Source organism: Sulfurospirillum sp. HTRB-L1, assembly GCF_059415125.1.
Genome location: NZ_JCAHZR010000001.1, coordinates 187,828 through 210,695, shown reverse-complemented (window position 1 = coordinate 210,695; position 22,868 = coordinate 187,828). Strand labels below are relative to the sequence as shown.

Sequence of the window (22,868 nt, the reverse complement as noted above, 5' to 3'; positions counted from 1 at the left end):
CCTAAGCGGTGCTTTGTGGAGATGCGCATGCGCATTTTGGAAGTCACCGCGTATTGGACCTTTTTACCCTACCAGCCTTTGAAACCCTTTGAGGAGCGTGTGGTATGACACTGCTTCTTTTTTACATGGCGCTAGCCATCGGGGTTTCCTATCTTTGCTCATTGCTTGAGTCGATTTTGCTCTCACTTAACTTTTCCTACATTCAGGTGCTTAAAAAAGAAAGACCTGTGGTGGGTGAAATGCTTTTCAAATTAAAAAAAGAGATCAGTGTCCCCCTTTCGGCCATTTTGATTGTCAACACCGTTGCCAACACGGTGGGCGCAGCAGGTGTGGGCGCCGAAGCAGCACGGCTTTTTGGCATCGAATACATGTTTTATGTTTCCGCCATTTTGACGCTACTGATTCTTTTTCTCTCCGAAATCATTCCTAAAACCATTGGGGCGATTTTTTGGAAAGAGTTAGCGCCTACTGCTGCGTATTTGATTCGCATTTTGATTTTTATCACTTACCCTTTGGTAGTGGTTGCGCTTTTTATCACTAAGAAAATTTCAGGAAAACATCAAGGGCACCACATGACCCGCGAAGAGTTTTTGCAAAGTGCACTTTTGGGGGAGGATGCGGGAATTATTGATGAAAAAGAGTCTGACATCATCGAAAATACTTTGCAGCTTAGCAAAAGTAAGGTGTACGACATCTTGACACCGCGTAGTGTTGTGTTTGCGGTGGAGAAAACCATGAGTGTGCGCGATGTGCTCTTAAAAGAAGAGGTGCATAAGTTTTCGCGGATTCCAGTGTATGATGAGAGTATTGATAACGTTATTGGCATGGTGATGGCCAAAAAGATTTTTCAAAAAGCAATCATTAATCAAGATGTGATGATTGAAACCATCATGCAGCCGATTTTTTCCATTCACGAAAACATCCCCGTTTCGTATGCCCTAGATATGTTTATCAAACGGCGTGAGCACATGTTTGTGGTGGTGGACAGTTACAATCAAACCGAGGGAATTGTAACGCTAGAGGATTGTATTGAGACTGTCTTGGGGGTTGAAATCATGGATGAAGCGGATACGACCGAAGACATGCAAGCCTTTGCAAAAACCTTGATGAAGCTCAAAAAGAAACAGCAAAAAAAAGAGATACGCAAGTCCCTGAAACAAGCAGTGCCTCAAGAGTAAGTTTTTGGTCTCTTGGGGCGTTTAAATTGGCACGATATTTGCTTTCAAGAAAGGCAATCATTCAAGCTTAAAGCATGAACTCCATGCTTTAAGCTTTTAAAGTGATGAATCCTGACCTTTGGAGGCAGCCGTGAGAATCGCGTACAAACCCCTTGTAGACCGCTACAATATCCCCCGTCCAACCCTTATAGAATGGCAAAAAAAAGCAGAAGATAAAACCCCTAATTGGCGCACCAAGCACTTGCAGTACCTGCGCGAACAGTTGGAGATTGAAGAAGAAACGATTAACGAAATCAACCAAAAAGGGATTTTGCTTGAAGAGTATTTTTTGTGGGTTACCTTTTTGTTTTTTGAACACGCCAAATACCCTTTGCCCAAATCCACCTTTGCCCAAAAACTTCGCAAGTTTTCTTTCGTCGTGCAGTTTGGGGTGGAATATCAGCATCCGTATGCCAAGCGCATTTGGCTTGAGACGGAGGTGGATGGAAGAATGCAACGGGTTGCCCCTTATGTGAGTTTGGTGGAAGTGAGCGAACGACTAACAGCGGCGCAGTACTATTGTGTGCAGTCGATTTTACTGCGTATTTTAGATGGGATTCGGCGTAAGCTTAACACCACGTCAAAGCCTGTCTTGTTGGGTTCTACATGGCAAGAGCTTCACACGTACGATAAAACCTTTTCACTGGAAGTATTAAAAAAAGAGTTAACCCTTCAGGGGCTTTGTTTTTAGTAGGGTTTTTGCAAAACGCGTTTGCAATGGTGAAAAAGGTGACTGTCTGGGTATTTGTGTTACAATTTTGCCAAAGGATTCATTCCTTAAAACCTTACATGTAAAGGACACAAGGATTGTGGCAAAGGTCAATAATAAATCAGAACTTATCTTGGAAGCGGCATTAAAACTCTTCTCTACCCAAGGGTTTTATGCCACCACTATTCCTCAAATTGCAAAATCCATCGGCATGAGTGCTGGGAATATTTATAATTATTACACCTCTAAAGAGCTCTTAGCCCGTGAGATTATTCGCTATTCGTCCAAGATGATTGCCGCAAAAATTCAAAAAATCAACGAAACCTCTCTTTCTTCCCAAGAAAAGATTCGAAAAATCGTCGAAGCTTATTTTTTGATTGCGGAAAAAAAACCCGAACATTTAAACTACTTTTTGCGTGTCTTTCTTTCAAATAAGGAAGTCTTCAAAGACGGGTGTGATGGCATGTTGTGTGTGAGTGAATTCATGACAGAACTTATGATTTTCTTTGAAGAAGGGGTGCGCAAAGGCGAACTTCGCAACCAAGATTTTTTTACTGCCTTTGGTTTGTTGATGGGCTATTTGGGCGGATTTGTTTTTTTAAAAGGCGAAAATACCCTCTCGCGAGGCCTGCTAACCTATGTGGATGAGATTGCGGACAATATCTACCGTGCTTTGAAAGCAGAAGATGCCTGATGTGAGCGAAACCTTTAGCGTTGCGTGGGTGCAGGGGCTTACATGTAATGGCAACAGCCATTCGCTGTTAAACTACGCCCATTATGCTTCTTTTTGTGAAGCATTTTCCTTTTTGTACCACCCCCTTTTACCCACCCCTTTTGATTTAAAAACCCTCATGCACGCACGCGTGCCTATTGATGTGCTAGTGATTGAAGGGGCGTTGAGCCACGATGCTTCTATTATTGCGCGTTATGGGATGGGGTTAGATACCATCTTAGATGCCCTTGTGGCGCGCACTTCACACGTCATATGTGTGGGTAGTTGTGCCTCTTTTGGAGGCGTTTTTAAAGAACGCAACCCTGAGAAAATCATGGGGGCTCTTTTTCGGGGAGAAAAAGAGGGCGGATTTTTTGGAAAAACCTTCAAAACCCCCGCAGGCCATCCTCTTATCAATCTTCCAGGTTGCCCTGTGCACCCTTCGTGGGTGGCAGAGGTATTGATGTTGTTAAAACACCGCCAACCTCTAAAGCTTGATGCCCTGCATCGTCCTAAGGAGATTTATGCGTACCTTGCTCACCATGGATGTTTGCGCAATGAGTATTTTGAGTGGAAGGTGGATTGTGACACCTTTGGCACAAAAGAAGGGTGTTTGTTTTACGAGCAAGGATGCCAAGGCCCTATGACACACGCCAATTGCAATAAAATCTTATGGAACGAAACCAGCAGTAAAACACGCGTGGGGAGTCCCTGTTTAGGATGTACAGAGCCTAGTTTTCCCAAGCATGCCCTTTTTTTAACACCCAAGTACATGTCCTTGCCCGCCACGCCCGTAGGGGTTCCAAGACGCGCGTATTATGCTCTTGCAGGGGTTGCCAAGGGATTTAAGATTGAACGGTTGGAAAAAAGGCTCATGGATGAGGATTAGCCAAGAGATTGTAGCGAGGATCGAAGGCGAGGCAAAACTTGAACTTGCCTGGGAGCAAGGAAAGGTGGTTGATTCAAAAATCGCTTTTGTTAATTACCGTGGGATTGAAGAGATTTTAAAAGAAAGGCACCCCCTTGATGCCCTTGTGATTACGCCACGGGTGTGTGGTATTTGCTCCCATGCCCACATTAGTGCGGCAGTATTGGCCCTTGAGAGCTGCTACGAGGCCATTGGGTATCCTTTGGAGATTTCTGCTAAGGCAAAAGGGATTCGTACCATCGTCCTTAATGCTGAGAAAATCCAAAACCACCTAAAATGGCTCATGGTTTCCATCGTGCCTGAATTGGCAAAACATGAAGAGAGTCTTCGCGCTGATGCTGATTTTAAGGGAAAACTTTGGCTCTCTACTCAAGAAGCCTTTGCCAAGATTTTAAAAATGGGTGCTATCTTTAGCGGACAATGGCCCCATGGGAGTTATGTGATGGTGGGCGGGGTAACGTGTGACCCAACGCGCATGGACGTTGCGCAAGCGCGCTTGTTGCTAGACGAAGTGGATAGGTTTTGCGAGACACAGGTGTTTGGTGTCTGTAGCGAGGCTGTTGTTGGGGGCGAGATTGCCCTAGGGGCACGGCAAGGGTCGGGTTTACTAGGAAGGGTCTTTGAGGTATTGGCGCGTGAAGAGTTTGCAACACTAGGAAGAAGCTACGATCGGTTTTTGGCCCTTGGACATGAAGGGGGCGCTCAAAAATGCCTTAAAACACGTGTGGTAGGAGCGGATCCAAAATACGTGAGGGAGAGCTTGACCAATACGTTTTTTGAGAAAAACGGTTACACTTATTCTAAAAGCGCGTTGTACAAAAATAAATATTTTGAAACAGGCCCTTTGGCTCGCATGATGATAGACAAAGAACCGCTCGTGCGCGACATGCACCGCAAATACAAAGATGCCCTACCCACGCGGGTGCTAGCGCGGGTGCTGGAGGTTGCGTATTTGATAGTCCAAACCCGCACCTTGCTTACGCATCTTTGTATTGAAGAACCATCGTGTAAAAAAGCTGCTTTTCCCATTGAAACGCTAAACACCAAAGGGCAGGGCATCGTAGAGGCGGCCCGTGGTTCGTTGATACACAAAGTAGAGATGAAAAAGGGCAAAATATGTGCTTACGACATCATTACACCCACCGTGTGGAACCTTGGAAATGGCACCAAAAAAGAGCCTTCCGTGATTCAAAAAGCACTTTTGGGCATTAAAAACCCTCATGAAGCCGACTTGATTTTTAAAGGACTCGATGTGTGTTCGGTGTGCACGACTCAGTGAGGAAGCACTTCAAAATTAAAATGGTACGTGGGGCCGAGTAAATGCCTGCATTCCTTGTCGCTTTTTCCTTCATTCATACACCGCTGGTATGCATCTGCCTTTTTATTAAACTCCCGAGGTGTGATAGTTGATTTGATGGTGAGCTCTTTTTTTTCAGGGCGAGGCACGCGTTGTTTTAGGTAAGGATAATCGTTAATATCGCTACCGCTTAACGCTAATGCAACCCAAGTTGCTAAGACCATGTACCCTCCTTTTCCCGTAAATAAGGGAAGCTGACGCGAGAATTATTTTATCACAACTTCACCACTATGAGATTAAAGTAAGTTTAAAAAAATACACAATTTGTCTTATAATTATGTTTCATTTTTACCCTCTTTGTCGAAAGGGGCATGGGAAAGAGTTGGGACTCATTGTGCTTTGTGTCAAGATTGGATTTAATATAAATGAATAATCATTCATTGAATGAAATTGCTTTGTTTGGTGGGTGATGAAACTTTACATAGGAGTAACCGATGGAACATGCCGAAATGTTTGAGAAGGTTTCTGCGCGACTTGCAGAGCTTTCGAAATTTCCGAAGCTTCGGGAAGATAAGTCCATTCGCAGTATGATGGACGAAAACGGCGTCAATCGCCGTGATTTTATGAAGTGGGCAGCGGGTATGACAGCACTTTTGTCTCTTCCTTCTTCATTCACGCCGTTGATGGCCCAAGCTGCAGAACTTACCGATCGTTTGCCGGTTGTGTGGTTGCACATGGCGGAGTGTACGGGCTGTAGTGAGAGTTTGGTTCGCACCGCAGAGCCAACGATTGACAGCTTGATTTTTGACTTTATCTCTCTTGAGTATCATGAAACATTGATGGCAGCAGCGGGATGGCAAGCAGAGCATAATCTTGAAAATGCTATCAAAAAATACAAAGGGCGACTTATCTTGATGGTTGAGGGCGGTATTCCAGAAGGTCAAAGTGAGTTTTACTTGACCGTTGGACCACACGGCACAACAGGAGCAGCGCACGCACGCGCCGCCGCAGAATCCGCCGCCGCTATTTTTGCCATTGGTTCGTGTTCAAGTTTTGGTGGGGTTCAAGCGGCTTATCCAAACCCAACCAACGCACAACCTATGAGTAAAATCACTAAAAAAACGGTTATCAATGTACCTGGATGTCCTCCAAGTGAGAAAAACATTGTGGGCCAAGTGCTTCACTATGTCTTGTTTGGTGCGCTTCCTGCTCTTGATGTCTACAACCGTCCAAAATGGTCTTATGGCATTCGTATTCATGACCTTTGTGAGCGACGCGGCCGTTTTGATGCGGGTGAGTTTGTTCAGCAATTTGGTGATGAGGGCGCTAAAAAAGGCTATTGTCTTTATAAAGTGGGCTGTAAAGGGCCATACACGTTTAATAACTGTTCAATTGAACGCTTCAACCAACATACCTCTTGGCCGATTCAAGCGGGTCATGGTTGTATCGGATGTAGTGAGCCAGACTTTTGGGATGCAATGGGACCATTTGAAGAACCGCTTGGTAGCAGACTCTACCAAACACTCTACGGTGTAGGTGCGGATAAGACAGCGGACAGAGTTGGTATTGCATTGCTCACAGCAACGGCTGTAGGTATTGCGGCGCATGCTGCGATTGCTGCAGTTAAAGGTTCAAAGAAAGATGAGGAATAACCCATGAGTAAGCGAATTATTGTAGACCCTATTACACGAATCGAAGGCCATCTTCGGGTTGAGGTAGAAGTTGATGACAACAACGTGGTGACAGAAGCCTATGCTTCTTCAACCCTATGGCGTGGTCTTGAAACCATCTTAAAAGGACGCGATCCTAGAGATGCGGGCTTCTTTGTACAGCGCATTTGCGGTGTTTGTACCTATTCACATTACAAAGCAGGGATTGAAGCGGTGGAAAATGCCCTTGGCATCCAACCGCCACTTAATGCAGTGCTAACACGCTCGTTGATGCTCATTTCCTTGTTCATGCACGATCACCCTGTGCATTTTTACCAACTTCATGGACTTGATTGGGTAGATGTGGTTTCTGCTTTGAGTGCTGATCCTAAAAAAGCCTCCGAGGTTGCGTTCCAATACACTGACAGTCCTATTGCAACAGGTCATGACCACCTTAAAGCCGTGCAAGAGCGCGTGGCCGCCTTTGTTAAAAAAGGACACCTTGGGCCGTTCGCGAACGCATACTGGGGACACAAAACATACCACCTAACACCTGAGCAAAACCTCATCGCGCTTTCTCATTACTTGGAAGCCTTGCGCATTCAACGAACAGCTGCACAGATGATGGCGATTTTTGGTGCAAAACAACCCCATCCTCAGTCACTAACTGTTGGTGGCGTTACATGTATTATGGACCTTATGAGCCCAGCACGTTTGGGTGAATTTATGGTGAAATACCAAGAGGTTGCTGATTTTATTAACCGTGCTTATTACCCCGATGTTGTAATGGCAGGTAAGGCATATTCGGTAGAAGAGAGCGTTTTAAATGACCTTGGAACCGCTAACTTGTTTACTTATAAAGAGTTTGCTCTAAGCGCGACAGAAACCATTTTTGAAAGTGGTATCGTGATGAATGGCGATTTAAGCCAAGTGCTTGAAGTGGATGAGAGTAAAATTACCGAAGAGGCAACACACGCGTGGTACGTGGACAACGAGCCACTGCACCCATATGATGGCAAACAAAACCCTAACTACACAGGCTTTGTGAGCATGGATACCATCAACGACAAAGGCGAATTGGCGCACTCTAAAGCCATTGACGCTAAGGGTAAATACACCTGGGTCAAAGCCCCTCGTTATGATGGCAAGCCAATGCAAGTTGGACCACTTGCAAACATCGTGGTGAACTATGCCAAGGGCAACCCACGGGTTGTTAAAGTTGTCGACCAGTTCTTGAAAGACACAGGCCTACCTTTAGCAGCAGCCCTTTCAACACTCGGACGTACAGCGTGCCGTATGCTTGAAACCAAAGTGATTATTGACAGCGGTATGGAAGCGTTCCAAGCCCTTATAAATAACCTAAAGGTTGACCAGTCCACGTGTGCTCCGTATGTGATTGACAAAAACAAAGAGTACAAAGGACGCTACATTGGCAACGTGCCTCGTGGGGTGCTTTCTCACTGGGTACGTATCAAAGGTGGTGTGATTGAAAATTACCAAGCGGTTGTTCCGACCACTTGGAACGCGTCTCCTAAAGATGCAAGCGGTGTGCGCGGGCCATACGAAGAAGCGTTGGTGGGTCTTAAGATTGCAGATTTGTCTCAGCCTTTAGAGATTATCCGTATCATCCACTCCTTTGACCCATGCCTTGCATGTGCGGTACACGTTATGGACACCAAAGGCAACGAAATCAGTAGCTATAAGGTCAATCCAAACGGTACTAGCTGCTAAGCTAAGGAGCAAACAATGTCAAAACGCACAAGAGTTTATGAATTTTCAGTTGGCTACAGGTGGACGCACTGGATACGCTTTATTATGATGTTTATCTTGGTGGGCACAGGGTTTTATTTGACCTACGTGTTCGCATCCCCTAAGCCTTCGGGTGAGCCCATTTTATTTTTGCACGCAGAAGTAAGAATGTGGCATCAAATCGCAGGGTTTGTGCTAATCGCAGCGACGATTTTTAAAACGTACCTGTTCTTTTTTGATCGTATTAGCAAGTTTGAGCGGGTTTCCTTTTGGGATTTTATTAGTCCCAAAGTGTGGATTGCGCAAATCAAATACTACTTGTTTATGGGGCCACATCCCCATACGCGAGGTGCTTACAACCCACTCCAGTTTATGGCTTACCTTGGGTTGTACGCGATGATTGTTCTGATTTGTTTAACAGGACTGATTTTGTATGTGCACGTGTACCACGAAGGGCTTGGCGGGTTTTTGTATGATTTCATGCGACCGCTTGAAGCCATGATGGGGGGATTGGCCAATGTGCGTCAAATTCACCACATCACTATGTGGGGGATTTTGATCTTTACTCCAATCCACATCTATTTGGCAATCTTTAGCTCCATTAAGGGCAAAGAAGGCGCCTTGGATGCTGTGTTTAGCGGGTATAAATACACCAAAAACGACCATCATTAAGATGGGTTGTTGATGAAGGTTCTTGTCCTTGGAATAGGCAATGTGATGTTCTCCGACGAAGGTGTCGGAGTGCATCTTTGCCATCTGGTTGAACAAAAGTATGCGTTTACTTCTCCTGAGCACACCGTCGATTTTGTCGACGGTGGCACCCTTGCTGAACGTTTGATTCCCGTCATTGCCCTGTACGATTACGTGATTATTTTTGATTGTGTGAATGCAAATGATGGTAAAATTGGGGACGTGTATTTCTTTGATTTTGAAGATGTGCCCAATTCGATTACATGGCAAGGCAGTGTTCATGAAGTGGAAATGCTTCAAACATTGACGATGATGGATTTACTGGGTGATCGCCCGCGCACCAAAGTGCTTGGGATTATCCCTGAAGTGATTTCTATCACTACCCTTGAGATGACCAATGCCGTGCGCGAAGGTGCAACGGTGATGGAAAAAACATTTATTGACCACATGCGCAGCCTTGGGTTTGATGTTGTGGTAGAAAAACCAGAACTGACCATCCAGCAAGTCGCCAATCTTGCGTGCCAAAGAGAGTATGATGATTCTAGCGTTTGAGTTTCACTATGTTTCCCATAACGGGGTGTTGGAAAATTTTTTGTTTCAGGCTTTAGAGGAAAAATCCCTTCCTTTTTCCCTTGAGCGCGAGGGCAGCGATGTGGTCTTGTGTGTTGAGGGCGAAGAGGATGTTTTGATTGATTTTTCAGACCATTTAAGCCGTGCCTTGCCTTTGTCGTTGTATTTTAAATCCTTACATGTAAGGGTAGCAGAAACCCTTGGTAAAGGGCGCATGGAACGGCCTGCGTGTGAGGTTGCTTTGCCTTTTACGCCACACATGCTTGCGCGTGCACAAGAGACGTACGATCCTTTTACGCCTCCTGCTTTTGGCGAAAATATTCAAGGGCAGGGGCCTTTACGCCTTTGTAAAACAGAAAATTTTTTGACAAGCCAAACCACCTCTTTTAAAGAAATTTTTCTTGCCGCTGCACGCATGGCGCAAGAAAATCCTTTACATGTAAAGACAACCACCGGCTGGATGCGTCTTGATGTGCTTACATGTAAAGCCCTTGCTTTTGACGAGACCTCTGTGGTAGTGCCTTGTGATTTGAGTGTGGTGGAAAAAATGGTGGTCATTAAAGAAGACGAGATTAAGGCCCTTGCTTCTTTGGAGAAACCCATTATACGCCTTCCTATCAATGCTATTTTTGCCGCCAAGGAGATCTTGCCTGTACGGTTTGTCTCTTTAAAAATGGCAGATGATTTGGTACTGTACCTGCTGTGCGCTTCGCTTTTTGAACAGGGTGTGGAGTTTGTAGCCCTCACGCCTTGTGAAGCCACGGAAGAAAACGCGCTTACTTATGAAGGGGGTGCGTTTCGTGAAAGCATTGGTGTTATTGTGCTAGAAAATGGGGAAATCATTCCCACTTTTGGTCAAACCTACACCAACCCTATTGTCCAAAAAAGCGCCCAAGCCTTTGAGGCAAAAGCCCATGGACACTTTGCTGCGCTTTTAAAAGAACACCATCTTTTTGATGCCTCAGTAGCATGTTTTTACCTCAGCCGACACCATGATGATGCCTTTATGGTCTACCAAGAAGCCCTTGGAATGGTGGATTTGGTGAAGGTGGAATTTCCCGACACGATTGGGGCGATTTTAGATGCCATCAAAGAAAGTGGTGGCAGTGGCGAGCGTTTGGTGGAAAATTTTACCAAAGCGCACCCCGAGCGTGTGGCCTTTGCGCGCGGCATCTCACTTGCGGATGAACCTAAAAGCATTGCCACCCTTATGGGGGTAGCGGGCGTATTGTTTGGGTATGCCTCCACGGTACAAGAAGCCACGTCAGTGATGCTTGATAACGCGATGGTTTTTAGTGGTCTTAAGGGCCCAAGGATCGATTATCTTTTAGAGGGAGAAACCCTTAAGGGCACTTTAAACGCCATGCGTGTGGTGCGCAGTGGGATGAGCTACCATCTTGCGGAGTTAGATGCCTTGACGCTGAGTTTTGGGTATGTGGACAGCTTGGGGTATTTTATCTCCGACACCCTTGATCGCATGAAAGAGGAGTTTAAAACAACCCACGCAGGGTTTTGCGGCGGACTCTTTGCTAATCGACGGATGGCAGAAGTGGTGGCGCGCCAAGCGCGGGTTTCTCACACGGTATGCTTTAACCGCGAACTCCCCTTGGACACCTAGGCGTTTGCCTTGAAACGGGCATGCTTTGTGGTGGAAGGCTTGGTGCAAGGGGTGGGGTTTCGCCCCTTTGTATACACCCTTGCACAAGAGCATCACCTTACAGGTTTTGTGCTTAACTCCCCTGAGGGGGTGAGCATTGAAGTAGAAGGGGATGGGGCGAGAATTGAGAGGTTTGAGCATGATTTAAAGGCATCTTTGCCTCCTCTTGCGCGCATCGATGTGTTGCAAAAAACCTTCAAACCCCTGGCCCACTCTCTTGTTTTTGAGATTCGTCAAAGCCTGCATGTGGGAGCAAAACACTCAGCAGTACTGCCTGACATGGCCTTGTGCAAGGATTGTGCGCAAGAAATGGGCGACCCTTCTAATCGCCGCTACGGGTACGCGTTTACAAACTGCACCAACTGTGGCCCGCGCTATTCCATCGTCCGTACCGTGCCTTATGACCGCCCCAATACGTCTATGGAGCCTTTTACCATGTGTGCTTTGTGTCAAGCGGAGTATGACAATCCACTTGACAGACGGTACCATGCCCAGCCTATTAGCTGCCCCCAGTGCGGCCCGACACTTAGCCTACACCGCATGAGTGATGGGGCGGAGTTGGTGCGAGGTGATGGGGCTATTGAAGCGTTGGCACAACACGTGCGCGAAGGTAAAATCGTGGCCATGAAAGGCATGGGTGGGTTTCACCTCATGTGTGATGGGGAAAATGCGCAGGCTGTGGCTTTGCTGCGCGCGCGAAAACACCGTCCTACAAAGCCTTTTGCGCTGATGTGCAAAGACAGGGAGATGGTCCGTGTCCATGCACTTTTGAGCGAACACGAAGAAGCGATGCTGTGCTCCATCCAAAAACCCATTGTTTTGGTCAAAAAACGTGCCACGTCAACATTGCCAGAGATTATTGCGCCGCACACGGACAGACTGGGGCTTTTTTTGCCCTATACGCCTTTACATGTAAGGCTTTTTTCCTTTTTAAACGGGTGTATTGTGGCCACGAGCGCCAACCGTTCGGGCGAGCCTATCGTAGAAACTGCAGGGCTATTGCGCGAAAAATTGGCAGGCGTGGTGGATGTGTATTTGGATTATAACCGCGAAATTGTCAACGCCAGTGATGATTCTGTGGTACAGCTAGTGGGCGATAAGCCTGTCTTGCTGCGCGCCTCAAGGGGGCTGACACCCCAAACCTTCCACACTAAAAGCCAATGCAAGCAGACTATTTTAGCCCTAGGCGCAGAGCAAAAAAACGCTATTGCGCTTTTTCATGAGGGAAAAATCATCCAAAGTCCTTACATTGGCGACATGCACACCCTAGAAACCTTTGGATTTTTTGAAAAAACCCTAGAGACCCTAGAGCGCTTTTATGGGGTAAAATGCGACGCAATCGTGTGCGACAAGCATCCTCATTATGCAACTTCGCGTTGGGCGAAAGCGCAAGGTGTGCCAGTACACACGGTGCAACACCACCACGCCCACATTCGTGCGGTGATGTTTGAACATGGCCTTGAGGGCCCCGTGCTTGGCGTGGCTTGGGATGGGACGGGTTATGGGGATGATGGGACGATGTGGGGTGGGGAATTTTTGCGCTGCGAGGGCAAAGCATATGCGCGCGTAGCCCATTTTAAACCCTTTAGGCTTCTTGGTGGAGAGGCGAGCATTAAAGAGATTTGGCGAATTTTATATTCCATTTTTTTGGATATTCCCAAAGAGCGTTGGGGTTTACATGTAGAAAAAATGTTTGAAACCGTGCCAAAAAATCAACAAGAGATGTTGAAAAAAATGCATCAAAAAGGATTAAATTCTCCCTATTGTTCCTCCGTCGGAAGAATATTTGATGCCGTAGCGGTATTAACTTTTGGTTTAAATAAGGTGAGTTATGATGGTGAAAGTGGTTTATTGATTGAGCGCGCCATAAAGCCTGAATGCAAAGACGCGTACCCCTTTACATGTAAGGAGGGCGTGATTGGATATGCGGAAGCTTTTTTGGCAATGCTAGAGGACGATAAAGCCTTAATTAGCACAAAATTTATTAATGGGCTTGTTGAATGTATTATTAGTATTGCACAAAAAGAAGCACTTCCTGTGGTGGTGGGAGGAGGGGTCTTTCAAAATAAAACCCTTCTTGAACGCCTAATTATAGCGACAGAAAGGGAAAATATTCCTCTGTATTTTCCTCAAAAAATAACCCCAAATGATGGGGCAATCGCCATAGGCCAGTTGGCGCAACTTATTTAGCACAATAGTAACTAATCTTATTGCATTTTAAGTATTTTTGCAATAATATTACTAGAACTTAATTAAAAAAGGAAAAAACAATGGATAATGTTATTCGTTTTAGTGTTTCACTTCCCGAACAACTGTTGGTTGAGCTTGACAAAAAAGTCTCCACACAAGGGTATGCTTCACGAAGTGAATTTACCCGCGACTTGATTCGCGAGAAGATTGTCAAAGACAGCTGGAAAGACGATAATTCTGACGTGATTGGTGTATTGACAATGATTTATACCCATCATCAAAATGATTTAGTGCAACGCATTATTGACATTCAACATGACGCAAAAATTAAAATCATGTGTAACACCCATGTCCACGTGGACCATGATAACTGTCTTGAAACGGTTATGGTGCAAGGACAAGCCAACAAAATCCAAGATTTTGCTCAAAAAATTGGCGGCCTTAAAGGGGTTAAATTCTCTAAACTCGTAAAAGCGGCGGTTCCTGCGTCGTAATCATTTTCGCACGAAGTCTTCTGGCTTCGTGCTCTCTCCATGCTTGCGTGAGCAGGCTTTTTTGTGCTGCTTTGTCATGGTTAAACCGAAATTCCGCTTCTTTGAGATAGCTCCCAAAATGTTCGCGTTTTACCCCATAAAATCCTTTTAAGAACTCCTCTAAAAAAACCCAAAAACGGCTTAGTGGCGTGGTGGATGTGTTGAGTTTGCTAATTTTATGCCACTGATAATAACTGCTTAGGGTGTGGATAAATTCGGGGTTGGCTCGGATTTGGGCGTCGTAGGTGTGGAAGTGGTCTGGCATTAAAAGGGTGTAGACAATCTTGCCCGTACTAAGCCCCATAACACCAATTCCTTCAACCAACTGATAGAGATTTTTCTGTTTTGAGCGGGGTAAAAACAGGTACTCTTCGTATTCACAAAAAGCGCCCGCATGGGTTTCATACACACGCTCACAAAGGATGGCACAAAGGTGACGAAAATGGGCAAAATTCTTTTGAACCGTAGGGAGAGAAAGCCCACATGTGTGTGCTGTGTTTTGGGGGGAGCTTTGCGCCAAAAAGGCATCAAGAAGTGCTAGTATTTGCGCACGCTTGGTGGGAGAATAGCGGTGCTTGCATGCTGTGCACTCTAGGCGCCCGTCCTTGAGAGGGTAAAAATGGGTGTGTTTGCAAAGAAGGCAAGGGGTTGATTTCATCTTGCTAGTATACCACAACTCACTCCGAAAAATTAGTAAGCTTTTGCTTTTTTAAGGGGGCTTTTACTTGGTCGGTTTATAATGTTTCTTTCGTCCCTCGATGCACAATACTCTTATTAAAAAGGAACTTCCCATGTGTAAAGATTGCGGTTGTACTATCACGCGAAGCCACGACCACCACGACCACGACCATAGCCACGACCACCACGACCATAGCCACCACGACCACGCGCACACGCATGACCACCATGCCCATCACCCAAATCCTCAGCTTAATGATGCTAAAACCATCGCAGTTATCACCAAGATTTTAGACGCCAATGACAAAGAAGCGGCGCACATCAGGGAGCATTTTGAAGCCCACAATGTATTGGCGGTAAACCTCATGAGTAGCCCAGGTTCTGGCAAAACGACGCTTTTGGAAGCGACCATCGACACGGGTGCGTTGAAGCTTGGTGTCATCGAGGGTGACTTGGAGACCAATCAAGATGCGGACCGCATTAAAGCCAAAGGCGCCCCTGCGTATCAGATTTCAACGGGCCAAGCGTGCCATTTGGATGCCTTTATGGTGCATGAAGGGTTGCATGCCATGCCTCTTGAAGACCTTGATGTGGTCTTTGTGGAGAACGTAGGTAACTTGGTGTGCCCTGCTAGTTATGACGTGGGAACCCACTTAAACGTGGTGTTGCTCTCCGTCCCAGAAGGGCACGATAAGCCTGCAAAATACCCCGTGATGTTTCGCACGGCAGATGTATTGCTTATCACTAAGTGCGATTTATTGCCCCATTTTGATTTTAGCGTTGAGCACGCTGTTAAAGAAGCGCGCAAACTCAATCCAAAAGTTGACATTATCGAGATTGATAGTAAGTCGGGCAAGGGAATTGACCAGTGGGTAAATTATCTTAAAATGAAAAAGGCGTTACGCCGTTAAAGGAAAAAATATGTGTTTATCCATTCCCTCAAAAGTGGTAGAAATAGATGAAAACAATATGGCGACCGTTGACACCATGGGGGTGCGTCGTCAGGTGACCTTGGATTTGATTGATGAAAAAGTCGAGGTGGGAGAATATGTGCTCATCCATGTGGGCTACGCTATGGGGAAAATTAGTAAAGAAGAGGCTCTGGAGAGCTTGAAGATTTACGAAGAAATCGTGCAAATGATGGATACGGGGGAAATAGACCACGAAGAGGGCATCATGGGGAGGCCGCATGGATCTGATTGAAGAGTTTCGTAACCCCGCCCACGTGAAAGCCTTAGCCAAAAGCATTCACGCCGAGGTCACACGCCCCCTTAACATCATGGAAGTGTGCGGCGGACATACCCATACCATCATGAAATTTGGCATCCCGCAACTCCTGCCCAAGCAGATTCAATTTGTGCATGGTCCGGGTTGTCCTGTGTGTATCATGCCCAAAGAGCGCATCGACCATGCCTTGGCGCTGGCTTCCCAAGAAGGGGTTATCTTGGCCACCCTTGGAGATATGATTCGCGTGCCTGGAAGCAAGGGCTCTTTGCAAACTTTGCGCGCTGAGGGGGCAGATATTCGTGCACTTTATTCGCCTTTGGATGTGCTAAAAATCGCTAAAGAAAACCCTGATAAAAAAGTGGTTTTTTTTGCTATTGGATTTGAAACCACGACGCCTATGAGTGCGAGTTTGGTGAAAATGGTGATAGCGCAAAACGTCCCCAACGTGCTGTTTCACATCAACCACGTGTTGGTGCCTGAGCCCGTAGAAGCCATCATGGCAGGGGGTGATGCGAAGATTGATGCCTTTTTGGGGCCTTCGCACGTGAGCGTTATTACAGGGACGAAGATTTATGAGCCCATTGTGCGTGCGTTTAACACACCCATCGTAGTGGCAGGATTTGAGCCTGTGGATGTGATGGAGTCTATCTTAAAAATCGTGCGCCAGTTTAACGAGGGGCGTTGCGAAGTGGAAAACCAATACACTAGAGCTGTTTCTCGTGAGGGTAACGTTGTTGCGCAAAAGCTCATCAATACTTACTTTGAACAGCGGGAGAGTTTTCGGTGGCGGGGCATTGGAGACATCCCACGCAGCGCCCTTAAGCTCAAAGACGCGTACGCGCACCTTGATGCGGAAAAGGTCTTTGATGGGGTGTTGCCCAAAACGCCTATTGATGACCACAAATCCTGTATTTGCGGAAAAATCCTCAAAGGCCTTGCAAAGCCTTATGAGTGCAAGGTGTTTGGCAAAGCCTGTGTGCCTTCCAGTCCCATGGGCTCATGTATGGTCTCTAGTGAAGGGGCGTGCGCGGCGTACTTTAAATACGGAAAATTTACCCACAAAGGGGTGGCATGAAACGGATTCAACTCTCCCAAGGCGGGGGTGGTGAAGAGACAACAGGACTGATTAAAGGGCTGTTTTTCAAACACTTTAGCAATGAAATTTTAGAAAAAATGGAAGATGCGGCCACCTTACATGTAAAGGGTCCCATCGCCTTTACTACGGACTCTTTTACGGTGAGCCCGCTCTTTTTTGAAGGGGGGAATATTGGCAAGCTAGCCATCGCTGGTACGGTCAATGACCTCGTGATGGCCGGAGCCAAACCCCTTTACCTGACCTGTTCGTTTATGATAGAAGAGGGGTTTTTGGTAGAAGAGCTTGAAGCCATCGTTGTGAGCATGAAAGAAGAGATGGCAAAAAGCGGGGTAAAGATTGTCGCGGGTGACACAAAGGTCGTGCCAAAAGGGGGTGTGGATGGGCTGTTTATCAACACCACGGGCATTGGTGAGATTGTGTGCGAGGGCATCTCGGCGCACAACCTACGGCCCAATCACGCGCTCATTGTTTCCAATGAAGTGGGTAACCATGGGGCGTGCATTTTAGCCAAACGGGAAGAGTTGGATTTGGAGATGAAACTCAAAACCGACTGTGCCTCCTTGTGGGCGCCTGTAGAGGCGTTGTTTGCTGCGGGCATCAAACCCTTGGCGTTGCGCGATGCCACCAGAGGCGGGCTTTCTGCGGTGTTAAATGAGTGGGCTGAGGCATCCAAAGTGGGCCTAGCCGTGAGCGAGAAAGCTATTCCCGTAGCACAAGAAGTGAAGGGCATTTGCGAACTCTTGGGTTTTGAGCCTTATGAGTTTGCCAATGAAGGCACCATGGTATTGTGTGTCGAGGCAGCGGATGTGGAAAAAACCTTGAGCGTATTGCACCGCTTTAAAGAGACCCAAAAAGCGTGTTACATCGGCACGGTGGTGGGTGAGCATGCGGGAAAAGTGGTGCTTGAAACCCCTTGGGGAAGCCACCGATTTTTAGAGCCTCCCAAGGGAGAGCTCCTTCCAAGGATTTGCTAATGCATGAATTTTCGATTGTCAATGCGCTTTTGGACTTGTGCGAAAGTAACGCGAAAAAAAACAACGCCACGCGGGTGTTGAAAGTGGAAATCAAGGTAGGTAAGCTTAGTGGAATTGAGCCGCATTTGCTCCAAAGCGCCTTTGATACCTTTAAAGAAGATACGATTTGTGATGGTGCGGAACTTTTGATTGATTTGCAAGAATTGGTGTTGTATTGTTCTACATGTAAGAGCGAATCTGTGCTTGATAAAAACGAATTTTACTGCCCCAAGTGCAACAGCACCGAAGTTTCTATTTTGGATGGCGAGGAGATGTACCTCATGCGCCTTGAGATGGAGTAGGGTAACAAGGGAATGCAATGATTGATTTTTACCGTGAAGCGGTGTTTGAGGATTTGCCTCAGATTGTGAAGATTTACAACACGACGGTGGCTACGGGTATTTCAACGGCAGATACGACAGAGGTGAGTGTGGAGAGTCGTCATGCGTGGTTTTATGCCCACACCCATGAACGTCCCATTTTGGTCAAAGAGTACCACGGGAAAATCATCGCCTGGGTGAGCTTTCAGCCCTTTTATGGGCGGCCAGCCTATGCCCAAACGGCGGAGATTAGCATTTACATCGACCCCAATTTTAGGGGCAAGAAACTAGGACAGCAGTTTTTAGCCCAAGCCCTTGAAAAAGCTCCCGAATTTGCCATCAAAAACGTATTGGCGTTTATTTTTAAAGACAACGATGCAAGTTTAAAGCTCTTTAAGAAATTTGGCTTTAAAGAGTGGGGCAATTTGCCAGGAATTGCGGTGATTGAAGGGCAGGAAAAAGATTTGCTCATTTTAGGGTTGAAAGTATGAAATGTATCATTTTTGATATGGACGGCACGCTGGTGGACAGCAGTGTGGGCATCACCCACAGTATCAATTACGTGCGCCAAAGCATTGGACTGCCTTACATTGGCACAGAACAGTTGGTGCGGTTTATTAACGACCCTGATGAGCATTTACCCTTACGGTTTTATGGCACTAGGGAGTATGACCCAAGGCACAAAGCCCTGTTTACGGAGCACTATTTAGAACACTGCACCCATGAGCTTAAACTGTACGCGGGCGTGCATGAGGTATTGCGTGCTCTTCACGGAGAAGTGAAACTAGCCGTTGCTACCAATGCTTCGGATTTTTTTGCCCAAAAAATGTTAGCACATTGCGGGATTGGGCACTACTTTGAAACCATTGTGGGGGCCAATACTTTCGGGGCTTCCAAGCCTGACCCATTGATGCTCTTTAGCCTTCTTGAATCCTTAGATGTAAGCCCGCGTGAAGCGATTTTGGTGGGAGATAGCCTTAAAGACGCCTACGCAGCGCAAAATGCTAATATGCCCTTTGTTTACGTCACGTGGGGGTTTGGGGAGTATGAAACTTCTACACCCCATGTGGTGGATTCCCCGCAAGCACTCACGGACATTTTGCAGCAACTCCTTAATCAAAAAGTTTGAAAGGCAGTTGCAAGGTGCGCTTGAGAATATTATAAGGCGTCAAGAGCGCATCTTGCAACACTTGGGTAGTCACTTCAGGATTTTCGAGTTTTCCGTGGAGGGTGATGGCCGTTGCAATACTTTGGTCATCCCCTAAAACCAAGTGGTTTAGCACGGGAATATGGCTAATGGCATTGCTGATGTCTTTGAACGTTTTGAGTTTAAGGTTTACATGTAAGGTTTCATCGCGCAGGTTTACTACCCCTTCTCCCACAATGTCTGCACTCGTGCCCTCAAGGTAAATAGCGTGCAAGGTTAGCACCTCTTCTTTTTGACTAAAGACAATGTTTCCCTCTTTGATTTCATACCCGCGTTCATTAAACCCTGGGCCTTTAAACAGCGCCAAAGAGGGGATGGTGTTGATGAGGGCAATGAGATTGTTGTAAGCAACCATCTCTTTGAGGTGGCTTTGGCGAATACTAAGGGAACCTGAAAAAAACGTTGCATCCTCGCCCTTTAGGGTCAGTTCAAAATTACCCCCATCAAACATCTCTTTTTTGGCAAAATGGTTCATGAGCGTGGCGTTGGCACCAAGGAGGGTGAGTTCAAGGGAGGTTGGGGTTTGGGCGAGGGTTAATTCCCCTTGCTCAAAAGTGCCAGCAAGGTGTGTGCCTTCGGGGGAGTTTTTGAGTGTGTAGGCGACAAAGGGAAGGGTTTGGTTTTGGTCAAGCAAGAGCAGGTGGCTGTTTTTTCCATGAATAGTAGTGGGCGTTTGCCCCTTGGAAGAAGAGGTGCCGTCCAACCCAATATCCAAGCCTTCTAAAAAAATCTCACGGTGGGCTGAGGTTTGGTGCAAAGAGAAGCCCTCGGCGTTGGCAAGGGTTTTGGCGGGGTCTGCATGTATCGTAAAATGGGCAGCTTCAAGAGGATGCCCGTTGCGGTAAAGCAAGGAGTGCAACTTGGTGATGTCTAAATCCACCGCATAGGTTTTAAAATCGGGTGTGATGATGGTTGTTTTTCCTTTTAAAAACCCATTTTCTTGCAAAAAAGGAGAGTGGGGGGTGAGTAGGTCAAGACGCTCAAGGGCGATGCGGTTTTCATGTTCGCCAAAACGTAAAGAAGTGGCTAGTTTGGGGATAAAGACAAGAACATCAGGGATTGAAAAATCCAAACGCAATGGCGAAGAAACGCCCAAGAGTGAGACAATCTCTTCTCCTTGATGGGCTACATGTAAGCGTTCAATCGTCCCCTTGCCCTCAAACGTGCCTTTTGTGGTTTCAATAACACCCGAAGCCACAAGGTCAAGAATGTCCTCATAACCCAAATGGGCGTCACGAAGGGTTAACGTTGTATTTTCAAGGGCAATGTTTGCTCCACGTGAATAAAAAGGCACCCCTGCGATGAGCATGGTGGCATCATGAAGGATGAAATTGCCCTTGGCCTTAAGGCTGTAGGGTAAGAAGCGAATATCAAGTTCCAAGGTGCCCTCCGTAATCCCACTGGTTTGGGAAAGGGGAACCTTGATGTCGTAAGCTTCTAAGATGCGATGAATACGCGCATCCAATTGCGTTTGGGTTTTAAGGGTAACGACGATGCCATTTTTTTCCGTTAAAAGGTTGTAGATGTAGACTTCTGATTGGCTAATGTCAATCCCTTCGTAGGAAGCGGCGTCAATGTGGAAAATAAGCTGATTGTTGGAGAGTTCTACTCCAAGGTTTTTAATGTGCGCAGGAGGAAGGGAAGGCTCAAAGGTGACGTTCACGTCCTTGCCTCGTGCCAATCCTTTCATCTCATAAGGGAAGAAATCTCCGCTTAAGAGGTCGATTTTCCCTTCAAGAGAGTCGATTTGGTACGCGCTAGCAATGATTTTTTGGTAAATCCACTCGCCTATCTCTTTTTCTAATTCCACCGTAGTACTCAAGGCTTCCATGAACGGTTCGAGGGTTTCAAAAGAGGTGGTTTGCGCCACATAAGAAAGGAGCATATCTTCGAGTTTGAGGGCAACATTGCCTGAGATGCCATGTGTTGTGAAGGTTCCTTGAAAAAACCCCGCTTGGGTTAAAACATCAAGGTCTAAGCCTCCTTGGAGTTCGAGGTTGAAATCCTTTAAAAGGAGTTTTTTAATCCCGATGGTCGCCCCGCGCTCTAGGGGGTCAAGGGTAGCATCAATCGTAACGTAATTAGAATCTAAATAAAACATATCATGGTGGTAGCGCAGGACAATATGTTCGTCTTCGTAGTGAAGATTTTCGATGTTGATGGAGTAAAAAAGGCGGTTCATCCATGGCAAATACTTTAAAATGGCAACAATTTCTTCCCGTGAATTTTCCTGTGAAGAGTCTTTGCTAAGGCGCACTTCTTGCGCGCTGACAATCAGTTTTTTATGTAGCTTTATGTACAATTGATCAACATAAACCCCTCCGAGTGAGAGAGAATCAATCCGAATCCCGTAAAAGAGAGTTGTTAGGAATGCGATGCAGAGAATAAAAACCACCAAAACAGGCGTCCAAATTTTTTTCATTGTGTGTGACGTGATACTGATCATGCTAATGTCGCTTTTGTTTTATCTTACACGTCCAGTGACGACCACGAGCGTGGTGTATGTGCCCAGTGGGACGATAGGCCAGATTATAACATATCTTGAACAACGCCAATTTAACCTCTCATCCAAGATTGACAAGTATGTTGTTGCGCTTCTTGGGTGGCCCCAATCGGGCTGGATTGACATCGGAACAACACGCCTGTCGCGGGCGGATTTTTACTACAAACTTACCACGGCAAAAGCTGCCATGGTGCCTTTGACGCTCATCCCTGGGGAAACCACGGAAATGTTTTTTGAGCAAGTTGCGCGAGATTTTGGCCTCTCAAAAGCCCGCTTGCAAGAAGCCTATGCTAGCTTTACGCCTTATCCTGAGGGGGTATTGTCTCCTGAGACGTACCACATTCCCATGGGGATTGGTGAGCGTCACTTGGTCTTTTATCTGGTCTCTCTTTCTAAGGCTTCCCATGAAGCGTTGGCGCAAAAGATTTTTGGAGAGTACAACGAACGGCGGTGGTATCGGTATGTGATTATTGCCTCCATCATCCAAAAAGAAGCAGGTTCGGTGAAGGAGATGCCCCTTGTCTCTTCGGTGATTTACAACCGCTTAAAAAGAGGCATGCGTTTGCAAATGGATGGCACGTTAAATTATGGGCCCTATTCTAACACCAAAGTCACGCCACAACGCATCCGCGAGGACGATTCGCCCTATAATACCTACAAGCACGCAGGCCTTCCCCCGCACCCTGTGGCGACGGTAAGTAAAGAAGCCTTGCGTGCGGCTATTTTTCCCAAAGAGACGGAGTACCTTTATTTTGTGCGCACGGCCAGCGGAAAGCATACCTTTACAAAAACCTATGCCGAACACCAGCGCGCCATGAATCAAGGCAGGTGAGCCACCCTTTACATGTAAGCCTTACATGTAAAGGTTTAAGCTTTTGAGTTACTTGGGCACTTTAGTGTGGTTTTTACATGGAAGATGCTAC

Annotated in this window: 23 protein-coding genes; 20 read left to right on the top strand and 3 right to left on the bottom strand. The window is 46.4% G+C overall.

Features of this window, described 5'->3' with window-relative positions:
- Positions 1 to 104 precede the first annotated feature (104 nt).
- The 5 genes from AC5SLM_RS00995 to AC5SLM_RS00975 all read left to right on the top strand — a co-directional run bounded on the left by AC5SLM_RS00995 (position 105) and on the right by AC5SLM_RS00975 (position 4,845).
- Positions 105 to 1,178, top strand: coding sequence for a CNNM domain-containing protein (locus AC5SLM_RS00995; protein WP_495249055.1), 1,074 nt, complete (start codon positions 105 to 107; stop codon positions 1,176 to 1,178).
- Between the two features lie 130 nt (positions 1,179 to 1,308).
- Positions 1,309 to 1,908 carry a hypothetical protein gene (locus tag AC5SLM_RS00990; RefSeq protein ID WP_495249054.1) on the top strand — a complete coding sequence of 200 codons (600 nt, stop codon included), beginning with the start codon at positions 1,309 to 1,311 and terminating at the stop codon, positions 1,906 to 1,908.
- Between the two features lie 118 nt (positions 1,909 to 2,026).
- Complete coding sequence (locus tag AC5SLM_RS00985; RefSeq protein WP_495249053.1) at positions 2,027 to 2,620, top strand: TetR/AcrR family transcriptional regulator; 594 nt, start codon at positions 2,027 to 2,029, stop codon at positions 2,618 to 2,620.
- Positions 2,613 to 3,527: an NADH-quinone oxidoreductase subunit B family protein gene (locus AC5SLM_RS00980; RefSeq protein ID WP_495249052.1), complete on the top strand. Its 915-nt coding sequence runs from the start codon at positions 2,613 to 2,615 to the stop codon at positions 3,525 to 3,527. Before AC5SLM_RS00985 ends, AC5SLM_RS00980 begins: the two co-directional genes overlap by 8 nt.
- Positions 3,517 to 4,845, top strand: a complete 1,329-nt coding sequence (locus tag AC5SLM_RS00975; protein WP_495249051.1) for a nickel-dependent hydrogenase large subunit — start codon at positions 3,517 to 3,519, stop codon at positions 4,843 to 4,845. The genes AC5SLM_RS00980 and AC5SLM_RS00975 overlap by 11 nt, the downstream gene beginning before the upstream one ends.
- On the opposite strand, the gene AC5SLM_RS00970 is transcribed toward AC5SLM_RS00975, so the two are convergent.
- Positions 4,839 to 5,087, bottom strand: a complete 249-nt coding sequence (locus AC5SLM_RS00970) for a hypothetical protein (RefSeq protein WP_495249050.1) — start codon at positions 5,085 to 5,087, stop codon at positions 4,839 to 4,841. The two genes, AC5SLM_RS00975 and AC5SLM_RS00970, sit on opposite strands and share 7 nt — an antisense overlap.
- A 270-nt stretch (positions 5,088 to 5,357) precedes the next feature.
- Here AC5SLM_RS00970 and AC5SLM_RS00965 point away from each other — a divergent pair, with 270 nt between their 5' ends.
- The 7 genes from AC5SLM_RS00965 to nikR all read left to right on the top strand — a co-directional run bounded on the left by AC5SLM_RS00965 (position 5,358) and on the right by nikR (position 13,862).
- Entirely contained in the window at positions 5,358 to 6,515 is a 1,158-nt protein-coding gene (locus AC5SLM_RS00965; protein ID WP_495249049.1) for a hydrogenase small subunit, read from the top strand.
- Between the two features lie 3 nt (positions 6,516 to 6,518).
- Positions 6,519 to 8,243 carry a nickel-dependent hydrogenase large subunit gene (locus AC5SLM_RS00960; protein ID WP_495249048.1) on the top strand — a complete coding sequence of 575 codons (1,725 nt, stop codon included), beginning with the start codon at positions 6,519 to 6,521 and terminating at the stop codon, positions 8,241 to 8,243.
- 15 nt (positions 8,244 to 8,258) lie between these two features.
- Positions 8,259 to 8,933: a Ni/Fe-hydrogenase, b-type cytochrome subunit gene (gene cybH / locus AC5SLM_RS00955; RefSeq protein ID WP_495249047.1), complete on the top strand. Its 675-nt coding sequence runs from the start codon at positions 8,259 to 8,261 to the stop codon at positions 8,931 to 8,933.
- 12 nt (positions 8,934 to 8,945) lie between these two features.
- Positions 8,946 to 9,503, top strand: coding sequence for a HyaD/HybD family hydrogenase maturation endopeptidase (locus AC5SLM_RS00950; protein ID WP_495249046.1), 558 nt, complete (start codon positions 8,946 to 8,948; stop codon positions 9,501 to 9,503).
- Positions 9,487 to 11,139 (top strand): hypothetical protein, encoded by a 1,653-nt coding sequence (locus AC5SLM_RS00945; protein WP_495249045.1) that lies wholly within the window; start codon positions 9,487 to 9,489, stop codon positions 11,137 to 11,139. The genes AC5SLM_RS00950 and AC5SLM_RS00945 overlap by 17 nt, the downstream gene beginning before the upstream one ends.
- A 9-nt stretch (positions 11,140 to 11,148) precedes the next feature.
- The gene (hypF, locus tag AC5SLM_RS00940) at positions 11,149 to 13,368 is read left to right on the top strand and encodes a carbamoyltransferase HypF (protein ID WP_495249044.1); all 2,220 of its coding nucleotides are present in this window, start codon (positions 11,149 to 11,151) and stop codon (positions 13,366 to 13,368) included.
- An 80-nt stretch (positions 13,369 to 13,448) separates the two neighbouring features.
- Positions 13,449 to 13,862 (top strand): nickel-responsive transcriptional regulator NikR, encoded by a 414-nt coding sequence (nikR, locus tag AC5SLM_RS00935; protein WP_495249043.1) that lies wholly within the window; start codon positions 13,449 to 13,451, stop codon positions 13,860 to 13,862.
- On the opposite strand, the gene AC5SLM_RS00930 is transcribed toward nikR, so the two are convergent.
- On the bottom strand, positions 13,828 to 14,559 hold the full coding sequence (locus tag AC5SLM_RS00930; RefSeq protein WP_495249042.1) for a hypothetical protein: 732 nt from the start codon (positions 14,557 to 14,559) through the stop codon (positions 13,828 to 13,830). The genes nikR and AC5SLM_RS00930 overlap by 35 nt on opposite strands.
- Positions 14,560 to 14,692: 133 nt before the next feature.
- Between AC5SLM_RS00930 and hypB the strand changes: the two genes are divergently transcribed.
- From hypB to AC5SLM_RS00895, 7 genes are read left to right on the top strand one after another with little or no spacing between them, the layout of a single operon-like run.
- Positions 14,693 to 15,490 carry a hydrogenase nickel incorporation protein HypB gene (hypB, locus tag AC5SLM_RS00925; protein WP_495249041.1) on the top strand — a complete coding sequence of 266 codons (798 nt, stop codon included), beginning with the start codon at positions 14,693 to 14,695 and terminating at the stop codon, positions 15,488 to 15,490.
- A gap of 10 nt (positions 15,491 to 15,500) precedes the next feature.
- Entirely contained in the window at positions 15,501 to 15,782 is a 282-nt protein-coding gene (locus AC5SLM_RS00920; protein WP_495249040.1) for a HypC/HybG/HupF family hydrogenase formation chaperone, read from the top strand.
- Positions 15,769 to 16,881 carry a hydrogenase formation protein HypD gene (hypD, locus tag AC5SLM_RS00915; RefSeq protein WP_495249039.1) on the top strand — a complete coding sequence of 371 codons (1,113 nt, stop codon included), beginning with the start codon at positions 15,769 to 15,771 and terminating at the stop codon, positions 16,879 to 16,881. The genes AC5SLM_RS00920 and hypD overlap by 14 nt, the downstream gene beginning before the upstream one ends.
- Positions 16,878 to 17,876, top strand: coding sequence for a hydrogenase expression/formation protein HypE (gene hypE, locus AC5SLM_RS00910; RefSeq protein WP_495249038.1), 999 nt, complete (start codon positions 16,878 to 16,880; stop codon positions 17,874 to 17,876). The genes hypD and hypE overlap by 4 nt, the downstream gene beginning before the upstream one ends.
- Entirely contained in the window at positions 17,876 to 18,217 is a 342-nt protein-coding gene (gene hypA / locus AC5SLM_RS00905) for a hydrogenase maturation nickel metallochaperone HypA (protein WP_495249037.1), read from the top strand. Before hypE ends, hypA begins: the two co-directional genes overlap by 1 nt.
- 17 nt (positions 18,218 to 18,234) lie before the next feature.
- Positions 18,235 to 18,726 (top strand): GNAT family N-acetyltransferase, encoded by a 492-nt coding sequence (locus AC5SLM_RS00900; protein ID WP_495249036.1) that lies wholly within the window; start codon positions 18,235 to 18,237, stop codon positions 18,724 to 18,726.
- Positions 18,723 to 19,364, top strand: a complete 642-nt coding sequence (locus tag AC5SLM_RS00895) for an HAD family hydrolase (protein WP_495249035.1) — start codon at positions 18,723 to 18,725, stop codon at positions 19,362 to 19,364. Before AC5SLM_RS00900 ends, AC5SLM_RS00895 begins: the two co-directional genes overlap by 4 nt.
- Here the strand turns inward: AC5SLM_RS00895 and AC5SLM_RS00890 are convergent.
- Positions 19,348 to 21,744 carry a YhdP family protein gene (locus AC5SLM_RS00890; protein WP_495249034.1) on the bottom strand — a complete coding sequence of 799 codons (2,397 nt, stop codon included), beginning with the start codon at positions 21,742 to 21,744 and terminating at the stop codon, positions 19,348 to 19,350. The two genes, AC5SLM_RS00895 and AC5SLM_RS00890, sit on opposite strands and share 17 nt — an antisense overlap.
- A gap of 73 nt (positions 21,745 to 21,817) precedes the next feature.
- Between AC5SLM_RS00890 and mltG the strand changes: the two genes are divergently transcribed.
- Positions 21,818 to 22,777, top strand: a complete 960-nt coding sequence (gene mltG / locus AC5SLM_RS00885; protein ID WP_495249033.1) for an endolytic transglycosylase MltG — start codon at positions 21,818 to 21,820, stop codon at positions 22,775 to 22,777.
- Positions 22,778 to 22,868: the final 91 nt, after the last annotated feature.